The 16,688-nt window shown below is 65.3% G+C and carries 14 protein-coding genes and 1 pseudogene; 6 read left to right on the top strand and 9 right to left on the bottom strand.

The genetic code is table 11. The features are described 5' to 3' along the window. The first annotated feature begins 3 nt into the window (after nucleotides 1-3). Genes AB0J47_RS37445 through AB0J47_RS37420 form a run of 6 tightly spaced genes read left to right on the top strand, consistent with a single transcriptional unit; the run spans nucleotide 4 to nucleotide 6,483 of the window. Entirely contained in the window at nucleotides 4-1,227 is a 1,224-nt protein-coding gene (locus AB0J47_RS37445) for an FAD/NAD(P)-binding oxidoreductase (RefSeq protein WP_364357703.1), read from the top strand. Nucleotides 1,228-1,287: 60 nt separating this feature from the next. After that, nucleotides 1,288-2,493: an FAD-dependent monooxygenase gene (locus tag AB0J47_RS37440; protein WP_364357700.1), complete on the top strand. Its 1,206-nt coding sequence runs from the start codon at nucleotides 1,288-1,290 to the stop codon at nucleotides 2,491-2,493. 35 nt (nucleotides 2,494-2,528) lie between these two features. Further along, nucleotides 2,529-3,692: a CaiB/BaiF CoA-transferase family protein gene (locus AB0J47_RS37435; protein WP_364357697.1), complete on the top strand. Its 1,164-nt coding sequence runs from the start codon at nucleotides 2,529-2,531 to the stop codon at nucleotides 3,690-3,692. A gap of 35 nt (nucleotides 3,693-3,727) precedes the next feature. Further along, nucleotides 3,728-4,537 (top strand): CoA ester lyase, encoded by an 810-nt coding sequence (locus tag AB0J47_RS37430; RefSeq protein WP_364357694.1) that lies wholly within the window; start codon nucleotides 3,728-3,730, stop codon nucleotides 4,535-4,537. Between the two features lie 27 nt (nucleotides 4,538-4,564). Beyond that, on the top strand, nucleotides 4,565-5,431 hold the full coding sequence (locus AB0J47_RS37425) for a dioxygenase (protein WP_364357691.1): 867 nt from the start codon (nucleotides 4,565-4,567) through the stop codon (nucleotides 5,429-5,431). Beyond that, the gene (locus AB0J47_RS37420; protein ID WP_364357688.1) at nucleotides 5,428-6,483 is read left to right on the top strand and encodes a maleylacetate reductase; all 1,056 of its coding nucleotides are present in this window, start codon (nucleotides 5,428-5,430) and stop codon (nucleotides 6,481-6,483) included. The genes AB0J47_RS37425 and AB0J47_RS37420 overlap by 4 nt, the downstream gene beginning before the upstream one ends. 28 nt (nucleotides 6,484-6,511) lie before the next feature. Here AB0J47_RS37420 and AB0J47_RS37415 read toward each other — a convergent pair whose 3' ends face one another. From AB0J47_RS37415 to AB0J47_RS37375, 9 genes and pseudogenes are all read right to left on the bottom strand, one after another. After that, on the bottom strand, nucleotides 6,512-7,009 hold the full coding sequence (locus tag AB0J47_RS37415) for an iron-sulfur cluster-binding domain-containing protein (RefSeq protein WP_364357788.1): 498 nt from the start codon (nucleotides 7,007-7,009) through the stop codon (nucleotides 6,512-6,514). Nucleotides 7,010-7,156: 147 nt separating this feature from the next. Further along, nucleotides 7,157-7,471: pseudogene (locus AB0J47_RS37410) on the bottom strand (FAD-binding oxidoreductase); the annotation flags it as partial. A 29-nt stretch (nucleotides 7,472-7,500) separates the two neighbouring features. After that, entirely contained in the window at nucleotides 7,501-8,721 is a 1,221-nt protein-coding gene (locus AB0J47_RS37405) for a cytochrome P450 (RefSeq protein ID WP_364357685.1), read from the bottom strand. Between the two features lie 157 nt (nucleotides 8,722-8,878). Continuing rightward, complete coding sequence (locus AB0J47_RS37400) at nucleotides 8,879-9,844, bottom strand: LysR family transcriptional regulator (RefSeq protein WP_364357682.1); 966 nt, start codon at nucleotides 9,842-9,844, stop codon at nucleotides 8,879-8,881. 224 nt (nucleotides 9,845-10,068) lie between these two features. Beyond that, a complete protein-coding gene (locus AB0J47_RS37395; RefSeq protein ID WP_364357679.1) occupies nucleotides 10,069-12,387 on the bottom strand; it encodes a LuxR C-terminal-related transcriptional regulator in 2,319 nt (772 codons plus the stop codon). Nucleotides 12,388-12,463: 76 nt separating this feature from the next. Continuing rightward, entirely contained in the window at nucleotides 12,464-13,666 is a 1,203-nt protein-coding gene (locus AB0J47_RS37390; RefSeq protein ID WP_364357676.1) for a cytochrome P450, read from the bottom strand. Then, nucleotides 13,663-14,961, bottom strand: a complete 1,299-nt coding sequence (locus tag AB0J47_RS37385) for an FAD-dependent oxidoreductase (protein ID WP_364357673.1) — start codon at nucleotides 14,959-14,961, stop codon at nucleotides 13,663-13,665. Before AB0J47_RS37385 ends, AB0J47_RS37390 begins: the two co-directional genes overlap by 4 nt. Further along, nucleotides 14,939-15,265 (bottom strand): 2Fe-2S iron-sulfur cluster-binding protein, encoded by a 327-nt coding sequence (locus tag AB0J47_RS37380; RefSeq protein WP_364357670.1) that lies wholly within the window; start codon nucleotides 15,263-15,265, stop codon nucleotides 14,939-14,941. Before AB0J47_RS37380 ends, AB0J47_RS37385 begins: the two co-directional genes overlap by 23 nt. A gap of 53 nt (nucleotides 15,266-15,318) precedes the next feature. Continuing rightward, nucleotides 15,319-16,257 carry an SDR family oxidoreductase gene (locus AB0J47_RS37375; protein ID WP_364357667.1) on the bottom strand — a complete coding sequence of 313 codons (939 nt, stop codon included), beginning with the start codon at nucleotides 16,255-16,257 and terminating at the stop codon, nucleotides 15,319-15,321. Between the last annotated feature and the right edge of the window lie 431 nt (nucleotides 16,258-16,688).

Here is a 16,688-nt window from a genome sequence, read left to right as displayed (position 1 = left end):
AGCATGACAGCGGTATCCGATGTGGTCATCGTGGGTGGTTCCATCGCCGGGTTGCGGGCGGCGGAAACTGTCGTCCGACTTGCGCCCGAGCTGAGCGTGACGGTCGTAAGCGATGAGGCTCACCTGCCCTACGAGCGCCCGCCCCTGTCCAAAGTTGCGTTGCGCGATCCGCTCGAACTGGACGACCTGGTCTATCGGTCGGTCGGCGAGCTCGGTCGGCACGGAGTCGACTTCATGCTCGAAACCCCGGCCCTGGGTCTCGATCTCGCCGCGCGACGGGTCCGCCTCGCCGAGGGCGAACTGGGGTATCTAGCGCTCGTCATCGCGACCGGCTGCGAGCCGGTGATACCGCCTGTGTTCGCCGGGCTTCCGGAGGTTTATCCGCTGCGTAGTTTCGAGGATGCCCGCGCCCTGCGTGCGGCGGTCGCCGATACCTCGAAGTCGGTGGCGATTGTGGGCGCCGGGTTCATCGGTGGTGAATTCGCGTCGACGCTCGTCAAGGAGGGTCGTGCGGTCTCGCTCGTCGATATGGCCCCGAAGCCCCTCGGCAGGTTCGGCGCTCCGGTAGCCGACACCTACGCGGCGTTGCATCGAGACGCCGGTGTCGAGCTGTTCCTCGGCAGGGCGGTCACCGATGTCGCCCACATCGCGGAGGGCCGGGAATTGGTTCTCGACGACGGCACCCGAGTTCGCGCGGACGTCATTCTCGTCGGGGCCGGGGTGCGTCCCTCCACACGATGGCTGGAGGGCTCGGGTCTGACCCTCGACAACGGGATTCTGTGCGATTCCCAGCTGCGGGTATCGGAGGGTGTTTTCGCCGCCGGCGATGCCGTTCGGTGGCCTAATCCGCGATTCGACGCGATCATGCGGGTCGAGCACTGGACCAATGCGGCGGAGCAAGGGCGTATCGCCGCCATGAACGCCGTGAACCATATTCGGGAACTCGATGGCGCGGTCTGCGCGAACGTGCCGTATTTCTGGTCGGACCAGCATGGCATTCGCATTCAATTCGCCGGATATCTGACGGGCGACGAGGAATTGCTGGAGAACCGCAATTCCGACGGCTCGCTCTTCCTGTACCGGCGCGGCCAGGCGGTGACCGGCGTGCTGGCCTTCGAGCGGCGGTCCGAGTTCGTCAAAATTCGTGCGGCACTGAGGCGAGAGAATCCCTCACTGCGCCAAGTCGTTCCCGATGTGCCGGATCACGAAGAAGTGCGCATCGGCTGAGTTTTCCCGGGCTCCGGCCGGTAACGGACGGGCATTCGGGATCGTCACCGTGGAGGATTAGTGCGAGAAGAACAGCAAGTGATAGTCGTAGGCGCAGGTCCCGTGGGACTCTTGAATGCGCTGGGTTTGGCGCAGCAAGGTGTCGTCGTCACTGTGCTCGAGCGAGCGTCGACTCTCTCGGACGCGCCGCGGGCGATCGTCTATCACTGGGCAGCGCTGGATGGCCTGGCCCGCTTGGATCTCCTCGACGACGCCGTAGGGGCCGGATTTCTGAAGCAGGACTACGCCTATCGAGTGCACAAGACCGGCGAAATCATCGAGTACGGATTGCAGGCGCTCGAGGGAAAGGTGGAACGTCCGTACAACCTGCACCTGGGGCAGGGTGCCCTGGCTCGCCTGATCCTGCACCGCCTGGAAACCTACGACAACGCGCGCGTGCTCTGGAACCACGAGGTCACCGCGATCACCCAGGATGACGACGGAGTCCGAGTCGGCGTCCGATCCGGGACCGGCGAAAGAGAACTTCGCGCGTCCTGGCTCATCGGCGCCGACGGCGCGAGCTCCAGGATTCGGAGCGAGCTGGATCTCGGCTTCGAGGGGATGACCTGGCCGGAGCGGTTCGTCGCCACGAATGTCCGCTTCGCCGAGGAACTTTCGGGCTGGGCGCAGTCGACATTCTATGTCGACGACGTCTTCGGCGCGATCATCGCCAGGATCGACGATTCCGGTGCGCACGGCATGTGGCGGTACACGTATATGGAAGACGACGCCCTGCCCGCCGAATCGGCGGCCGAGCGCCTGCCCGAGTTCCTCACCACCGTGTTCGGTGAAAAGACCGCTGCCGCAGCCGAACTCGAGGCCATCTCGCCCTACCGGATGCATCAGCGCAGCGCGAGGTCCTACCGCGCGGGCAGGGTACTGCTCGCCGGTGACGCGGCACATGCGACCAATCCCACCGGCGGGCTCGGGCTGACCATGGGCCTGTTCGACGCGTACCTGTTGAACGAAGCCCTGGGCGCGGTCGTCTCCGGCCGCGCCGACGACGGCATCCTCAACGTCTACTCCGACGAACGCCGCCACGCGTTCGTCGATGTCGCGAGTCCACGAGCCAGCGCCAACAAGCGGCTGCTGTTCCATTCCACCGATCCGGTCCAACTCGATCGTGACCTGGACGTGTTCCGGAAGATGTCCCGCGACCGAGAGTTCGCCGCGGAACGCCTCTACTTCACGAAAACCCTGGAAACACCCTCCCTGATCGCGCATTGAGTGTGGCTGGTTTCGTATCGAACGAAGGAATTCCTATGAACCCTCTCGACGGACTCACCGTCGTATCGCTCGAGCAGGCCGTGGCCGCCCCGTTCGCCACCCGCCAGCTGGCGGATCTCGGCGCGCGGGTGATCAAGGTCGAGCGTCCCGACGTCGGCGACTTCGCCCGCGGATACGACGAGACGGTGCGCGGAATGGCCAGCCATTTCGTCTGGCTCAACCGCTCGAAGGAATCGGTTTGCCTCGATCTGAAGTCCGAGCACGGCAAGGACAGCATCCAGACCCTGGTCCGCAACGCGGACGTGTTCGTCCAGAACCTCGCTCCCGGCGCGGCGGAACGACTCGGGCTCGGCAGCGACGAATTACGAAGAGTCAAGCCGGAACTCATTCATGTCTCCATCTCCGGTTACGGTCCCGGTGGACCGTACTCGGCGAAGAAGGCCTACGACCTGCTCGTGCAGTGCGAGGCGGGCCTGGTCTCCATCACCGGTACCCCGGACGAGCCGTCGAAGGTAGGGATATCCATCGCCGACATCGCCTCCGGAATGTTCGCCTACTCCGGCGTTCTCACGGCGCTGATCCAGCGTGATCGCACGGGTGAGGGCGCCACCATCGAGATCTCGATGCTCGAGGCGCTGTCGGAGTGGATGGGCTACCCGCTGAACTACGCGATGTATGGCGGCACGGCGCCGCAGCGGACGGGTGCGCGGCACGCGTCGATCGCGCCGTACGGCCCGTTCCGGTGCGGAGACGGAAATCAGGTGTTCCTCGGACTGCAGAACGAGCGCGAATGGGCGACGTTCTGCGCGGAGATCCTGGACGACCCCGCCATAGCGGCGGATCCCCGGTTCCTTCGAAACTCGTTGCGGGTGAGCCACAGTCGAGAGTTGCAAGAGGAGATCGAGCGCGCATTCTCGGCGTGGGGCGCCGAAACGGTCGCGAAGCGGCTCGAGGCGGCGGGCATCGCGAACGCGATCCTGCGGGACATGCACGACCTGGCGGAGCACCCGCAACTCGAGGCGAGGGGACGGTGGTTCGACTACGAGTCACCCGTCGGTTCGCTGCGGGCACTCGTTCCACCGGCGACATTTGTCGGAACGAAGCCGGTGATGGGCCCCGTGCCAGGGGTCGGTGAGCACACTGAAGCCGTACTCGCCGAGTTCGGAATCGCCTCAGCGGCAGCCGAATTACCGAACTGAGCACCGGCCACCGAACCGAGAAAGGCGGAGAACCCATGAATCAGGAGGAAACCATTCGGGTCGCCAGATCGTTTCTCTTCGTACCCGGTGATCGTCCGGAGCGTTTCGACAAGGCGATCCGGTCCGGGACCGACGTCGTCGTGCTCGATCTGGAGGACGCTGTTGCGGACGAGGACAAGGGCAGCGCCCGAAGGGAGGTAGTCGACTGGCTGTCCCGCGGTGGACCGGCATGTGTGCGAGTGGTTTCCTCAGCGGGTCAACACTTTTGGGACGACGTGGCGGCACTGAAGGGCCTGCCCGGGCTGATCGCCGTGATGGTCCCCAAAGCCGAAAGCCCCGATGAACTGTCGGTCGTCGCCGAGCGGGTCGGGGTACCCGTGATCGCGTTGGTCGAGTCGGCGCTGGGGATGGTCCGAGCACAGTCTCTAGCCACCGCTCCTGGTGTTTCGCGAATTGCGTTCGGGCACTTGGACTATGCGCTCGACCTGGGGTGCGACACCGGCCGGACGGCCATGCTCCAGGCCCGGTCCGCGCTCGTGCTCGCATCGCGGGCCGCGCGGCTTCCGGGACCGATCGACGGTGTGACCGCCGCTCTGGACGATGCCGCGGCCCTGGACGAGGATCTCAGGTGTGCGAAGGAGCTCGGCATGACGGGAAAGCTGCTGGTGCATCCCCGTCAGGTGGTGGGCACCCACGCGGCGTTTCGGCCCGACGCGGCGGCAGTCCGCTGGGCTCGGCGGGTGGTCGAGTCCAAGGCCGAAGGCAAGGCGGTCCGAATTGAGGGGCAGATGGTCGACGCGCCTGTCGTCGCGTGGGCGCGGGCGATCTTGCGAGATGTGCGTTGAAGAGGCGACCGCGAAAGGAAAACCGCTGTGGATTTCAATGAGACCGCCGCGTTGGATGCCGTCGTTGCAAGCTTCGAGGGTACGTCCGACCCGAGACTGAAAGAGATATTGCAGGTGACGACGCGTCACCTCCATGCCCTGGTTCGTGAGTTGCGGCCGACGCAGACCGAGTGGCAGCAGGCCATCGACTTTCTCACGGCTGTCGGTCACACCTGCGATGACACCAGGCAGGAATTCGTTCTCCTCTCCGATGTGTTCGGCGTATCGATGTTGGTCGAGACGATCAATGGTGACGAGCACGGCACCGAGGGCACCGTTCTCGGTCCTTTTCACATGACCGAGTCGCCACGTCGCGAGCTCGGCGACTCGATCGACTTGATGGGCGGTTCGCCGCCCTGCTTGGTTACCGGGGCGGTAGTGGACGACGCCGGCCGGCCATTGGCGGACACCACCATCGACATCTGGCAATGCAGCGTGGACGGCTTCTACGACGTGCAGGAGCCCGACAAGCAGCCGCCGGGTAATGGGCGCGGTCTGTTCACGACCGATGAGCAGGGGCGCTTCTGGTTCCGAACGGTAGTGCCCAGTCACTATCCGATTCCCACGGACGGCCCGGTGGGCGATCTGCTCGGTGCGTCCGGACGCCATCCATTCCGTCCCGCGCACATTCACGTAATCGCCGAAGCGGCGGGGTACCGGCCGGTGACGACACACCTGTTCGTCGCGGACAGCGCGTATATCGACAGTGATGCGGTGTTCGCGGTGAAGAAGAGCCTCATTGTCGATTTCACCGAAATCGACGATACCGCGGGGTTCGAGCACTACGGCATGACCGGACCTTTCCGCCATGCGCACTTCGATATTCGACTCGGCCGAGAGGGCGGACCGCAATGACAGGCACCTTCACGTATGACGCGCTGCCCATGCGGGTGGTATTCGGGTCCGGGAGCATCGAGCAGCTCGCGGCCGAAACGGACCGATTGGGGTTGCGGCGCGTGCTCGTCCTGTCGACCCCGCAGCAGCGCGACCTCGCCGACAGAGCCGCCAGCCTGATCGGGAAATCCGCTGTGGGAGTGTTCGATTCGGCACGGATGCACGTCCCGGTCGAGACGGTCGAGGCGGCGGAGTCGGTGGCGTCCGAACTCGCGATCGACGGCTGTGTCGCGGTCGGAGGCGGATCGACGATCGGTTTGGCCAAGGCGCTCGCGCTCGGCAGCGACCTCGGCATCGTGGCGGTACCCACGACCTACGCGGGCTCGGAGATGACCCCCATCTGGGGAATCACGAAGGGCGACAAGAAGACAACCGGCCGCGACCGCAAAGTCCTTCCGAGCAGCGTCATCTACGACCCCGATCTGACGATGACACTGCCCGTTCCGGTGTCCTGCACGAGCGGAATCAACGCGATGGCGCACGCGGTCGAGGCGCTCTACGCCCCCGACGGCTCGCCGGTGATCGCCGCCATGGCCGAACAGGGCATCCGCGACCTCGCCGACGCGCTACCGGCGTTATCGGCTGCCCCGAACGACGCGCGGGCACGGGCGACAGCATTGCAGGGCGCGTGGCTGTCCGGAGCCTGCCTCGGGGCGACGACCATGGGCCTGCACCACAAGCTGTGCCATGTCCTCGGCGGATTGCTGGATCTTCCGCACGCCGAAACCCATGCGGTAATGCTCCCGTACGTCACGGCATTCAACCTCCCGTCGGCTCGCACGGCCGCCGCTGCCCTCGCCCGCGCACTACGCACCGACAATGCGGTTACCGGCCTCCTGGCATTGACCGCCGACCTCGGAGCACCGCGAACTCTCCTCGAGCTGGGTGTGAACGAGAGTGACCTGACTCGCGTCGCTGACGAGGTCGTGAGTAACCCGTACTCGAACCCCCGATCGTTCACGCGGGAGGAATTGATCGAACTCCTCCACAATGCCTGGAAGGGCATCCACTGAGTTTTCGCCCTGGCCGCTTGCGGGCCCTTTACAGGTCCAGCACGAGCCGATCGGTGCGGGCGCGCGAAACGCACACCATCATGCAGTCTCCGACAGCCTGCTCTTCGGGGGACAGCACCACGTCGCGATGTTCCGGCTGTCCGTCCAGAACTGGTGTTTCACACGTGCCGCAGGTGCCGGTCCGGCACGAGGACGGTACCGGGATGCCGGCCATTTCGACGATGTCGAGCAGGCTTGCCTCGGCCGGCACGTGTAACTCCATACCCGACCTTTGCAGGACCACGTCGAATTCGCGGGCAGGCTCATCCACGACAGGTGCCTTGAATCGTTCCGTGTGCAGCGCTCCGGGCGGCCAGTGCAGGCCGGCTTCTTCGACCGCTTCGAGCAGTCGCTCCGGGCCGCAGCAGAAGATCGCGGTGTCGGTACGCGGCTCGTGGAGGAGGTCATCGAGATTCAACCGCTGGTCGCGGTCGGCCGACACTACCGAGACGCGTGGGTCGTCGGGAAGTGCGTCGACGTACGCCATCGCCGACCGTGAGCGTCCACAATAGACGAATCTCCAGTCGGCCCCACCCGCGCGGACCCGATTCAGCATCGGGAGCAGCGGGGTGATACCGATTCCTCCGGCGATGAAGAGATAGCGTTCGGCGTCGACGAGCCGAAAGTGATTGCGGGGCACCGATACCTCAACAATATCGCCGGGTTCGGCGGAATCGTGAATGTATTGTGAACCACCGCGACCGCCCTCCTCGCGCAAAACGGCGATGCGGATGGACCCTCGATCTTCCGGACCTCCACACAGCGAATACTGACGCACGAGGCCGTTCGGGAGGTGAATATCCACATGTGCGCCGGGTTCCCATTCCGGTGCACGGCCGCTGTCGGGCTCGAAAACCAATTCGACGACACCCTGTGCCAGCGGACGTTTCTTCGCCAACCGAAATGGGAACGGCTCCCCAGCTGCCGAGGGCGGTGTCGGCGCCACCATCCAGCTGGGCAATCCCACATTCATCGCAGTCAATTTCCCTCCACCACACCGGGCGTGAATCGAACGGGTAGCCGACCCATGTGCACATAGTCACCGCCGCTGAACTCGTACTCGGGCTCAGCGATCTCCACCGACAGGTCGGGCAGCCGCCGCAGTAGCTCTTCCAACGCGACGCGAAGTTCCATGCGCGCCAGTGCTGCGCCCGGGCAGGTGTGCACGCCGGAGCCGAAGGTCAAGTGACGGTTGCGACCTCGATCCAGACGGAATTCACAGGGATCGGCGAACACCGCCGGATCCCGGTTGGCGGAGGCCCAGCCCAGATAGACATCACTGCCCTCGGGAATATCGATGCCGGCGAGCTGCGTATCCGCGGTCGCCCGGCGGAAGAAGCCGAAGAACGGGGGCCGCAGCCGGAGCGACTCCTCGACGGCGATCGGAATCAATCGCTTCGGATCCGCCGCGATTCGCGCGGAAATATCGTTGTCGCTGAATACATCATGGATGAGACTACTCATCGCCGAGGTGGTGGTGTGGTGTCCGGCACCCAGGAATCCGGTGAACAGCGCCACGTAGTCGTCGTCTTCCAGCGACCTGCCCTCCACCTCGATATTGGAGAGATATGTGAGGTAGTCGTCGCGTGGTGTGGTCTTCCTGTCGTGTACCTGGGCAAGGGCGATCTCGGCGAATTCGGTCTGGCGACGGCGGAATTCGGCGGGGTCGCCCTGCGCGCCGAACATAGCCGCCGCTCGATTTCGCACTTCCGCGACGAGTTCGTCCTCGATGCCGACGAGCCGGCAGATCGCTTCGGCGGGAATCGGCTCGGCCAACTCCTCGACCAGATCCGCCGTGCCACGCTCGATGAAGCCATCGATGCGCTTGTTGATATCGGCCCTGACCAAAGGCTCCAGCACACTGACGGTATGCGGTGTCACCGCCTGGTCGAAAAGCCTGCGCCACTCCTTGTGCTGCGGTTCATCCATTTCGAGTGCCGCAAACGAGTTGCGCGGCAATATCGGCCGTAGCACCTGCGGTTCGGACGAGAAGAGCTTGTGATCGCTGGTACCGCGTTTGACGACATCGTATTCCAGCAGAATGTGAAATCCGCCGTGTTCTTCGCTGTGCGCGACCGGGCACCGGCTGCGAGCCGCGTCGAAGAGTTCGAGGGAGCGCTTCGGGGTCGTGGTGTGCGAACTCAGTCGGCCGATTTCCTCGTCGAGCTGAGTCTCCGGAATGTCTTGCGAATCAATCATTGATTCCTCCATAGCGCGTGAATCAAGTCATAGGTCGGCCGCTGAATCAAGAATGTGAGGTATCCGCTTTTGTGTAAAGAACAGGAATTTCGGATAAGCGATGCGCGTAGCGCATCGGATTGCGGCCCGTACGGTGTGATCGTGCTGTTCGTCGGTACTACGCCGACACCGGCCAGGCGGCAGGTACCGCGGTCCGCAGCACATGTTTCGGATCGCCTTCGGACGGCGAGCGATTGGATCGGGCCGGCAACGGCGAGACACCGGCGACGAATTTCAGGAAGCGCCGTGCGGCCTGGCCGCTCGGACCATTCCGGCGGACGACCGCTCCATAACATCGGAAGGCGGTCGGGTCGCTGAGCGCGACGGTACCGATCGCGGCCGCGTGTCCCGAGTGGGCGGCAGGCACGACGGCGACGCCCATTCCGGCCGCGACCAGGGCGTGCAGTGTGGAGAGTTCGGTGACCTCGATTTCGATCCGGGGGCTGAACCCGGCCTCCCGGCACAGCCGGTCGGTGACCTGCCGCAGGCCGTACCCGGCCTTCAGTGCGATCATCGGCTCGTCCGCCACGTCGGCCATTGCGACGTGATCGCGGCCTTCGAACACATGGCCCGCGGGAACCCCCAGACACAGCGCCTCACGTCCGAGCGGTACCCACTCGAGATCGTCCGCGGTCGGCTCGGGAGCCACGAAGCCGATGTCGATTCGCCCCTGCCGCACGCTATCTACTACGGAATCGCAAGCGCCGCCGTGCAATTCGAAGGATGTGCTGGACGCGACCCCGCGGTACCGATTGAGCAGGTCTGGTATCAGCCAGCCGCCGAAGGAATGCGCGAACCCGAGCGACACCGAGCCTCGATCCGGATCGACCAAAGCGGCGATCCGCTGTTCCCCACGGTCGATCTCGTTCAGTGCTCGCAACGCGTGGGCTTGGAAGAGCTCGCCGTATTTGTTCAGTCGGAGCCGGTTCTGGTGTCGGTCGAAAAGCTGTACGCCTAGCTTGCGTTCGAGTCGGGCCAACGCTCGGGACAGGGTCGGCTGGCTGATGTTCAGCCGGACCGAGGCCTCCGTGATGTGCTCGGTGTCCGCCAGCGTTGTGAACCACTGGAGTTCGCGCAATTGCATGGTCAACCTACCTCGGGAAGGGACGCCGTCACTGGCGGATACCTACCGGTTGTCCAGCGCTGGAGACCCGATCATCGTGGGACCATCTCTCGACCTGAGCCTCGGGATGGGAACTCCACCTTCCCCCCGGGAGCATGTCCGTGACATGCGGGCGAACACCTAAGCGCTACGCAATTGGGGATCTACGTAGCCTGTGACGTGGGACACCGTATCGGGGATGTGCGTCACGGCTTCTTGCCGAAGGCGGTGGCCGCCCACACACCGGCTTCGGTGCGGGAGCCGACGCTGAGCTTGGTCAGAATGTGCTCGACGTGAGCCTCCACCGTGCGCGGGGAGAGCACCAGCTTGCCGGCGATAGCGCGGTTGCTGAGACCCTCCGCCAGCAACGACGCCACCTCCCTTTCTCGGGGCGTCAGCAGCCCGGCCAAGGCCACCTCTTCCGCCTGATCCGCTGCGACGATGGCGGCCGACCCCAACGCCAGGCGCATCCGTTGCCCTCGGTCGAGTCGGCGCCCGATCTCGTGATGGCGGGTGAACAGGTCCTGCCCGAGACGTTCCTGGGTGGCGGATTTGATCTCTCGATAGCGCGAGCCCAGCAGGCCCGGGACCTCAGTATCGACAATGGACAGCAGTTCCGCGACGACACCCAACAGCTTTGCCGCCTTCTTGGGATCGCCGGTGTCCAGCGCGATTCCGGCCATCAGATTGAGGACGACCGCACTGCCGAAATCGTCGTGGTAGTCCCATCGCAGTGTGAGACTCTGTTCGGCGTACTCCTCGGCGACAGCGAGGTCTTGGCGCGTCCACGCGTCGAATCCCAGCATCCACAGCGAGTAGGACCGGCCCCACGTATCGCCCAGCCGCTCGCTTCGCTCGACTGCTTCCCGGCCGGCTGCCGCGGCTCCCTGATGATCTCCGGACAAGCTCCTGATCAATCCGAGTAGGAACAGGGTCATCAGCAGACCCTCGACGTCCGCGTGCTCGCGGTGCCTGGAGTAAGCCGCTTCGAGAGATGAGCGGCAGCCCTCGAAATCCCCGGCGACCATGGCGGTCAGGCCCGTCCACGTGGCGGCGCGCGCGGCCATGCGCGAATCGCCGAACCTCTGGGCTATCCCGTCGGCTTCGTCGAGAAAGTCTCGGGCAGTGCGCGTTTCGCCGTGCAGTGCCTCGAACCACCCCGCTGCCCACAGCGCGTTGCCGCGCTCGGCGCAGGCGGTCGTGTCGCCGGCGAGAGCTCGCTCCAACCAACGTCGACCTGCGCGGAGATGGCCGCTCATCCACGAGAAGCGGAGGTCCGCGGCGAGCTCCAGCGCGCCATGGGAGCCAGGGGCCGCCCGCAGGAGATCATCGAAAGCCAGCTCGAGGTTGGTGATATCGGACTCCCACCGCCGGACGATGTCGGGTTGGCCCGGGCCGAAGAAGTTCTCGGCGGCTCGGGCCGCCCAGGTTCGGTAGTACTCCGTGTGGGCACGGCGGGCGCGGCCGCAGTCTTCGCTGTCCCGAGCTTGCTCTCGAGCGAACTCGCGCAGCGTTTCCAGGAACCGGTAGCGCATATCACCCTGTGCCGTCTCGGTGAGGACGATCGACTTGGACACTAAGCCGTCGAGCGCGTCGAGAAGTTTGGTTCCTTCCAGTGGCGGGAGTCCGCACACCGCCTGGATCGCGGGGAGATCGGCGCTGCCGCTGAACACGGCCATTCTCTCCCAGAGCAGCTGTTCGGTCGGGGAGCACAGGTCATAGCTCCACCGCACCAGCGCGTCCAGGGACCGGTGGTGCGGTGCGGCGGTGGGATCGCCGGAGGTCAGCAGCGCGAATCGGTCGTCGATGTGGGCCAGCAGCTCCTGCACCGACAGCGACCGCAGCCGCACGGCGGCGAGTTCGATGGCCAGCGGCATTCCGTCCAGAGTGGCGCACAGCCTCGCGACCGCCGCCGTGGTGTGCGCGGTGATCTCGAATTGATCGTTGACGGCCCTCGCTCGGGCTTCCAGCATGGCCGCGGCCGGATATTCGCGTAGTTCGTCCGCGGTAACGTCGCGATGGCTCGGGGGGATCGCCAGCGGGCGGACGACGATCACACGTTCGCCCCTGATTCCCAATGGCTCTCTACTGGTTGTCAAAACCCGTAGCTCGGCGGACGCGGCGAGGAGCGCGGACAGCAGTCGCCGGCATCCGGGCAGGACATGCTCGCAATTGTCCAGTATCAACAGCATCGAGCGTTCGGCTACGTGCCGGCAGAGCTGTTCTTCGGCATCCACGGTGGCCAGGGCGCTCAGCCCGAGCTGGGTCACCACGGCCTCGGCGACGGTGTCCGAACTGCGTTGCGCGCCGAGCTCGACGAACCAGGTGCCGTCCCGGAATGCCCGGTCGAGTGTGGCGGACAACGCCGCGGACAACGTGGTCTTGCCCACGCCACCGGGGCCAGTGAGTGTCACGAGGCGGGTAGCGGAAAACAATTCACGTGCGCTCGCCAGCTCGCGCTGGCGCCCGAACAATTCGGCTGGTGGTGGCGCCAGTGCGCGAGCACGAGATACTTGCTTGCTCATCCCGGCCATTGTGCTCCAGCGACAAACCGGTCGTCATGGATTTCTCCGGTCGGGCGAACCAGCGGGCCGCGGCATGTCAGTTCCAGGCCACCGGCAGCGCGGTGAGCCCGCGGAACACCCAGCCGAACCATGCCTCGTCACGACGCGAATCCACGTGCAGCCCAGGGAGTTCCGCGTACAGTATCGGTACCGCGATCTCCCCGATGCCGATGCGCGCGGCCCAGTGACCGGCGCACAGGTGCACACCTGCGCCGAAGGCCAGGTGCGGATGCCGCGGGCGGGTGATGTCGAACTCGTCGGCACTCTCGAAAACCGTGGTGTCGCGATTGGCTGCGGCGACGAGAATGCCAACCATCGTGCGCGCAGGCAACCGTACGTCCTCGAGCACGGTCTCGCGTGTCGTCTCCCGTGGGTAGTAGCCGATCGGTGACAACCACCGGACCGTCTCGTCGAACACGGCGGGCCACAAGGCCGGATCGGCCAGCACGTGGTCGCGCTGCTCGGGATGGCGGTCCAGCGCCCACACCGTGCTCGTGATCGCGTGCTGCGGTTCATTCATGCCGCCGGAGATGACGAGGTCGACATTGGCGGCGATCTGCGTCATCGGCATACCCGCATTGGCGAACGCGGAGATGATGCTGCGGTCCGGGTGCGCCCGGTAGTAGGGGACGAGCTCCTCGAGCCTGGCGTCGACCTCCGCGCGGGCATCGTCGCAGCGCCGCCAGGTTTCCGGATCGTCGAAGATATTGCCGATTCCCTCGACGAAGGTGTTCGACCAGCGGCGCATCACCTCGACCTCGACGTCATGGAAACCGAGCAGGTCGATCAGGTTCTGCGCGGCGACCGGCGCGGCATAGTCGCGATTGAGGTCGGCACGGTCGGGACCCTGCTCGCGCATGAGGGCGAGATGAGTCCGGGCATTGCGTTCGAAGATGGGGGCCCAGTGCGCACGCATGATTCCCGGCCGCAAGGTCGGATTGACGGGTTGCCGTTCGCGCGCATGGTCGGGATCGTCCTTGTTCACCATCGGCTGCGAGCCCACTGCCCTGGCCATCTGCGCGGTGGCTCCGGTGGTGACATTCGCGCTGAAGGTCTCTTGGTTCGCTTCGACGGCGCGGCACGCCTCGTGGGAGGTCACCAGGTACTGGTTCAGCGCGGGGACCCAAGCCACGGGCGATTCGTCGAGCAGACGCCGGTAGGTGGGGTAGGGGTCGGTCAGCATCGCGGCGGGATCGACCCAGTCGGCGGTGGGGACCGCGGAAGTCGACTTCGTTGTCATGAAGAGCTCCTCGAGGAAAGGGCGGATTCTCGATGGGGTGCCACGGAGGCCTGCGCGAAGGCCTTGAGACTGAACGCTGGATCGCTCAGCTGGCGGATAGCCGGTGAGCGGCCGGCCGCGAGCAAGCGGCGCGCCGCGACGTGGTCGGCGGGGCGATTGAGTGATTCGACCGCGGCGAGACGGCCTTGCCGATAGCAGCAGACCGAGAACCGGTCGGTGCTGGGATCGCCGATGACGATGTGTGCGTCGTCGGGCCGGCGCACCCCGGCGATCTGCAACTTCAGCCCACCCTGGTGGCTCCAGAACCAGGGCAGCTCGGTGTAGCCATCGGTGTCGCCGAGTATCGCCGAGGCCACGTGGCGGGCTTGATCGGTGGCGTTCTGGATTGACTCCACCCGCATTCGGACACCGGCGTAGACATTCGGATGGTTGGCGCAGTCCCCGATGGCGTAAATCGCGGAATCGGGGGTGCGCAGGTTCTCGTCGACCACGATCCCGTCAGACACGGGAAGGCCGGCGTCGGCCGCGAGTTCGTCCCGGGGCACGACTCCGATGCCGACCAGGACGATATCGGCGCGGTACCGCTCACCTGTGGTACCGACCGCGCCGACCACGTGATCGTCGGTGCCGATGAATCGCGCGACCGCCTCGCCGAGCCGGATATCGACGCCGGCCTCGCGGTGAGAGGCAGTGAGGTGGCTCGCCATTGCCGGGGACAACGCTCGTCGCATCGGGCGGTCCCCGGATTCGAGGACGGTGACCGCGAGCCCGTGTTCGCGGGCTGCCGCCGCGACCTCTAGGCCGATGAATCCGGCGCCGACGATCAGGATCGACCGGCTCCGGCTCAGTGCGGAGTGCAGTATCTCGGCTTCGGCGAGCGTACGCAGCGCGCGAATACCGGCTAGGTCCGCTCCGGGGACGGTGATCGTGCGATTGGCTGCCCCTGTGGCGAGAATAACTGTGTCGTAAGGTAATTCACCGCCATCAGAGAGCCGCACGGTCCGCGATAGGCGGTCCAGTTCGGTAGCGGTGACACCGGTGCGCACATCGATCCGGCGGTCGGCGAAGTATTTCGGCGTCCGCAACGGCATCGCCGTTGGTCCCTCCGAGGGGGAGAGGAATTCCTTCGACAGCGGTGGGCGATGGTAGGGGTGTCCAGGCTCGTCGCCTACAACCGTCAAAGGCCCGGCGTGGCCACGCGCTCGCAGCGCGTCGGCGACCTCGACTCCGGCGTGTCCGGCGCCGATGACGACCACACGCTGAACGGCAGGATCAGACCTGGGATTCCGGGACATCGACCTCCACCTCCTCGAGATCGGTGCCGATCAGCAGTTGGCACCCCAGACGGCTGCGCTGACCGTCACGCGGGCTGGCGGTGCACTGGAGCATCTCCTCCTCGTCCTCGCCGATGGGCGGCAGTCTGTCCACGTAGGGCTCGCGCACGAGGACATGGCAGGTCGCGCACATCGCCTGCCCGCCACACTCACCGACTATGCCGGTGACGCCGTTGTGTACGGCCGCGTGCATCACGCTGACGCCGGCATGGGTCTCGACGATGTCGGTATCGCCTCCGACGTGGTGAAAGATGATCTTGTGCAATGGAACTCTCCTGGTCGGCCGACAAGCTCGGTTTGCGGGAACGCGCGTGCTCGCTACGAGACCGCGCCGATCTCGTCGTAGCGCCGGGTCTTCACGCGCTCCATCACGGTGCGCAGCGATTCGGGCTCACGGCCGGTGATCAGCTTCACGTGGTGCGACAGCAACGCCTGGTATCCCTCGGCCACCGCGACTTCGGCGGAAACCAGTTCATCGCTGGCCCACATATGCCCGTCGGGGCTGGGCGGCATGCTCGGGTCATAGGTGCGGGGAATGCCGACGGAGTCGAAGAACGCCAGACGCTCGTCGGACGTCACTCGCTCGTACTTGATCGGAACGCCGAAGACCTCCGAGCCGAGTCGCGCGATATTCTCGAAATTGAACAACTCCGGTCCGGTGATTTCATACACGGCTCCCGCATGCCGCCCGGGCTCCACTAGGCATGCGGCAGCGCAGTTGGCCACATCGCTTTTCGCCACCGGCGCCAGGTATCCATCTCCGGTGGCCTGGGCCATCACTCCGGCTTGCGCGGCGGGCGCGACCAGTATTTGACTGACGATTTCGGAGTAGAGGGAACTGCGCAAAATTGTGTGCGCGATGCCGGAGTCGCGGAGGTCGATCTCGGTTTGACAGTGGTCCTTCGCCGACAGCGCCGGATTGGTGGGGTGCACGCCGCCCACTGAGGTGTACACAATGTGGCGGATGCCCGCCCGCTGTGCCGCGTTGATGGCATTGAGATGCTCGGGAACTCGCCGTCCGAGGTTGAGCCCACTGATCAAGAACAGGACGTCTCCGCCGCGGTAGGCGGCGTCCAGTAGATCAGGTTCCTGGTAGTCGCCGCGTCGGACGTGGATCCCTTCCGTCTCGCGCTGTGCGAGCTTGTCCGGGGTGCGGGTCACGAGCGTCAACTCGTGGCGTGGGTTCGCGTTCGAGAGCAGAGCGGTGACCCGCCGCCCCAGGTCGCCCGAGGCTCCGCTGATAACAATCCGACTCATTGAGTTTCTCCTGTCGATTTTTGGTCCGGGCTCGCGTAGTGAACGATCCGAGGCGGTGCGATGTAGTGGGCTGCAATCGCGTTCGCGATCACGTCCGATCGGGGGTGTGGCGGGGAAGGTCTCGGTGGGTCCTCGAGTCGCTCCCGGCCGACCTGAAGCAGGTACGTATCGAGGTGATCGACATTGCGGATCGGTTCGGCGAAAACGCATCCCGGCGACTGCAGCAGCAGGTGCCGGACTCTGGCGAAATCCGTTGGAGCCGTGGCCCGTCGCCGGACCGGACACGGAGTTCGGTGTGCTCGTAGATCATGAGGTCACATCCAGGTCCGCGCGTTTGGGTGTTGCCGACCCACGATGCCGTGATCGAAATCACGCAGTGGGCGAAAGTCAGAATGCGGATTCGCCATGGGGCGTGTAAAGGTCAAGAAGTT

Source organism: Nocardia sp. NPDC049737, from assembly GCF_040674755.1.
Taxonomy (GTDB): Bacteria; Actinomycetota; Actinomycetes; order Mycobacteriales; family Mycobacteriaceae; genus Nocardia.
The sequence above is the reverse complement of the archived record's forward strand: the minus strand, read 5'-3'. Positions and strand labels throughout refer to the sequence as shown.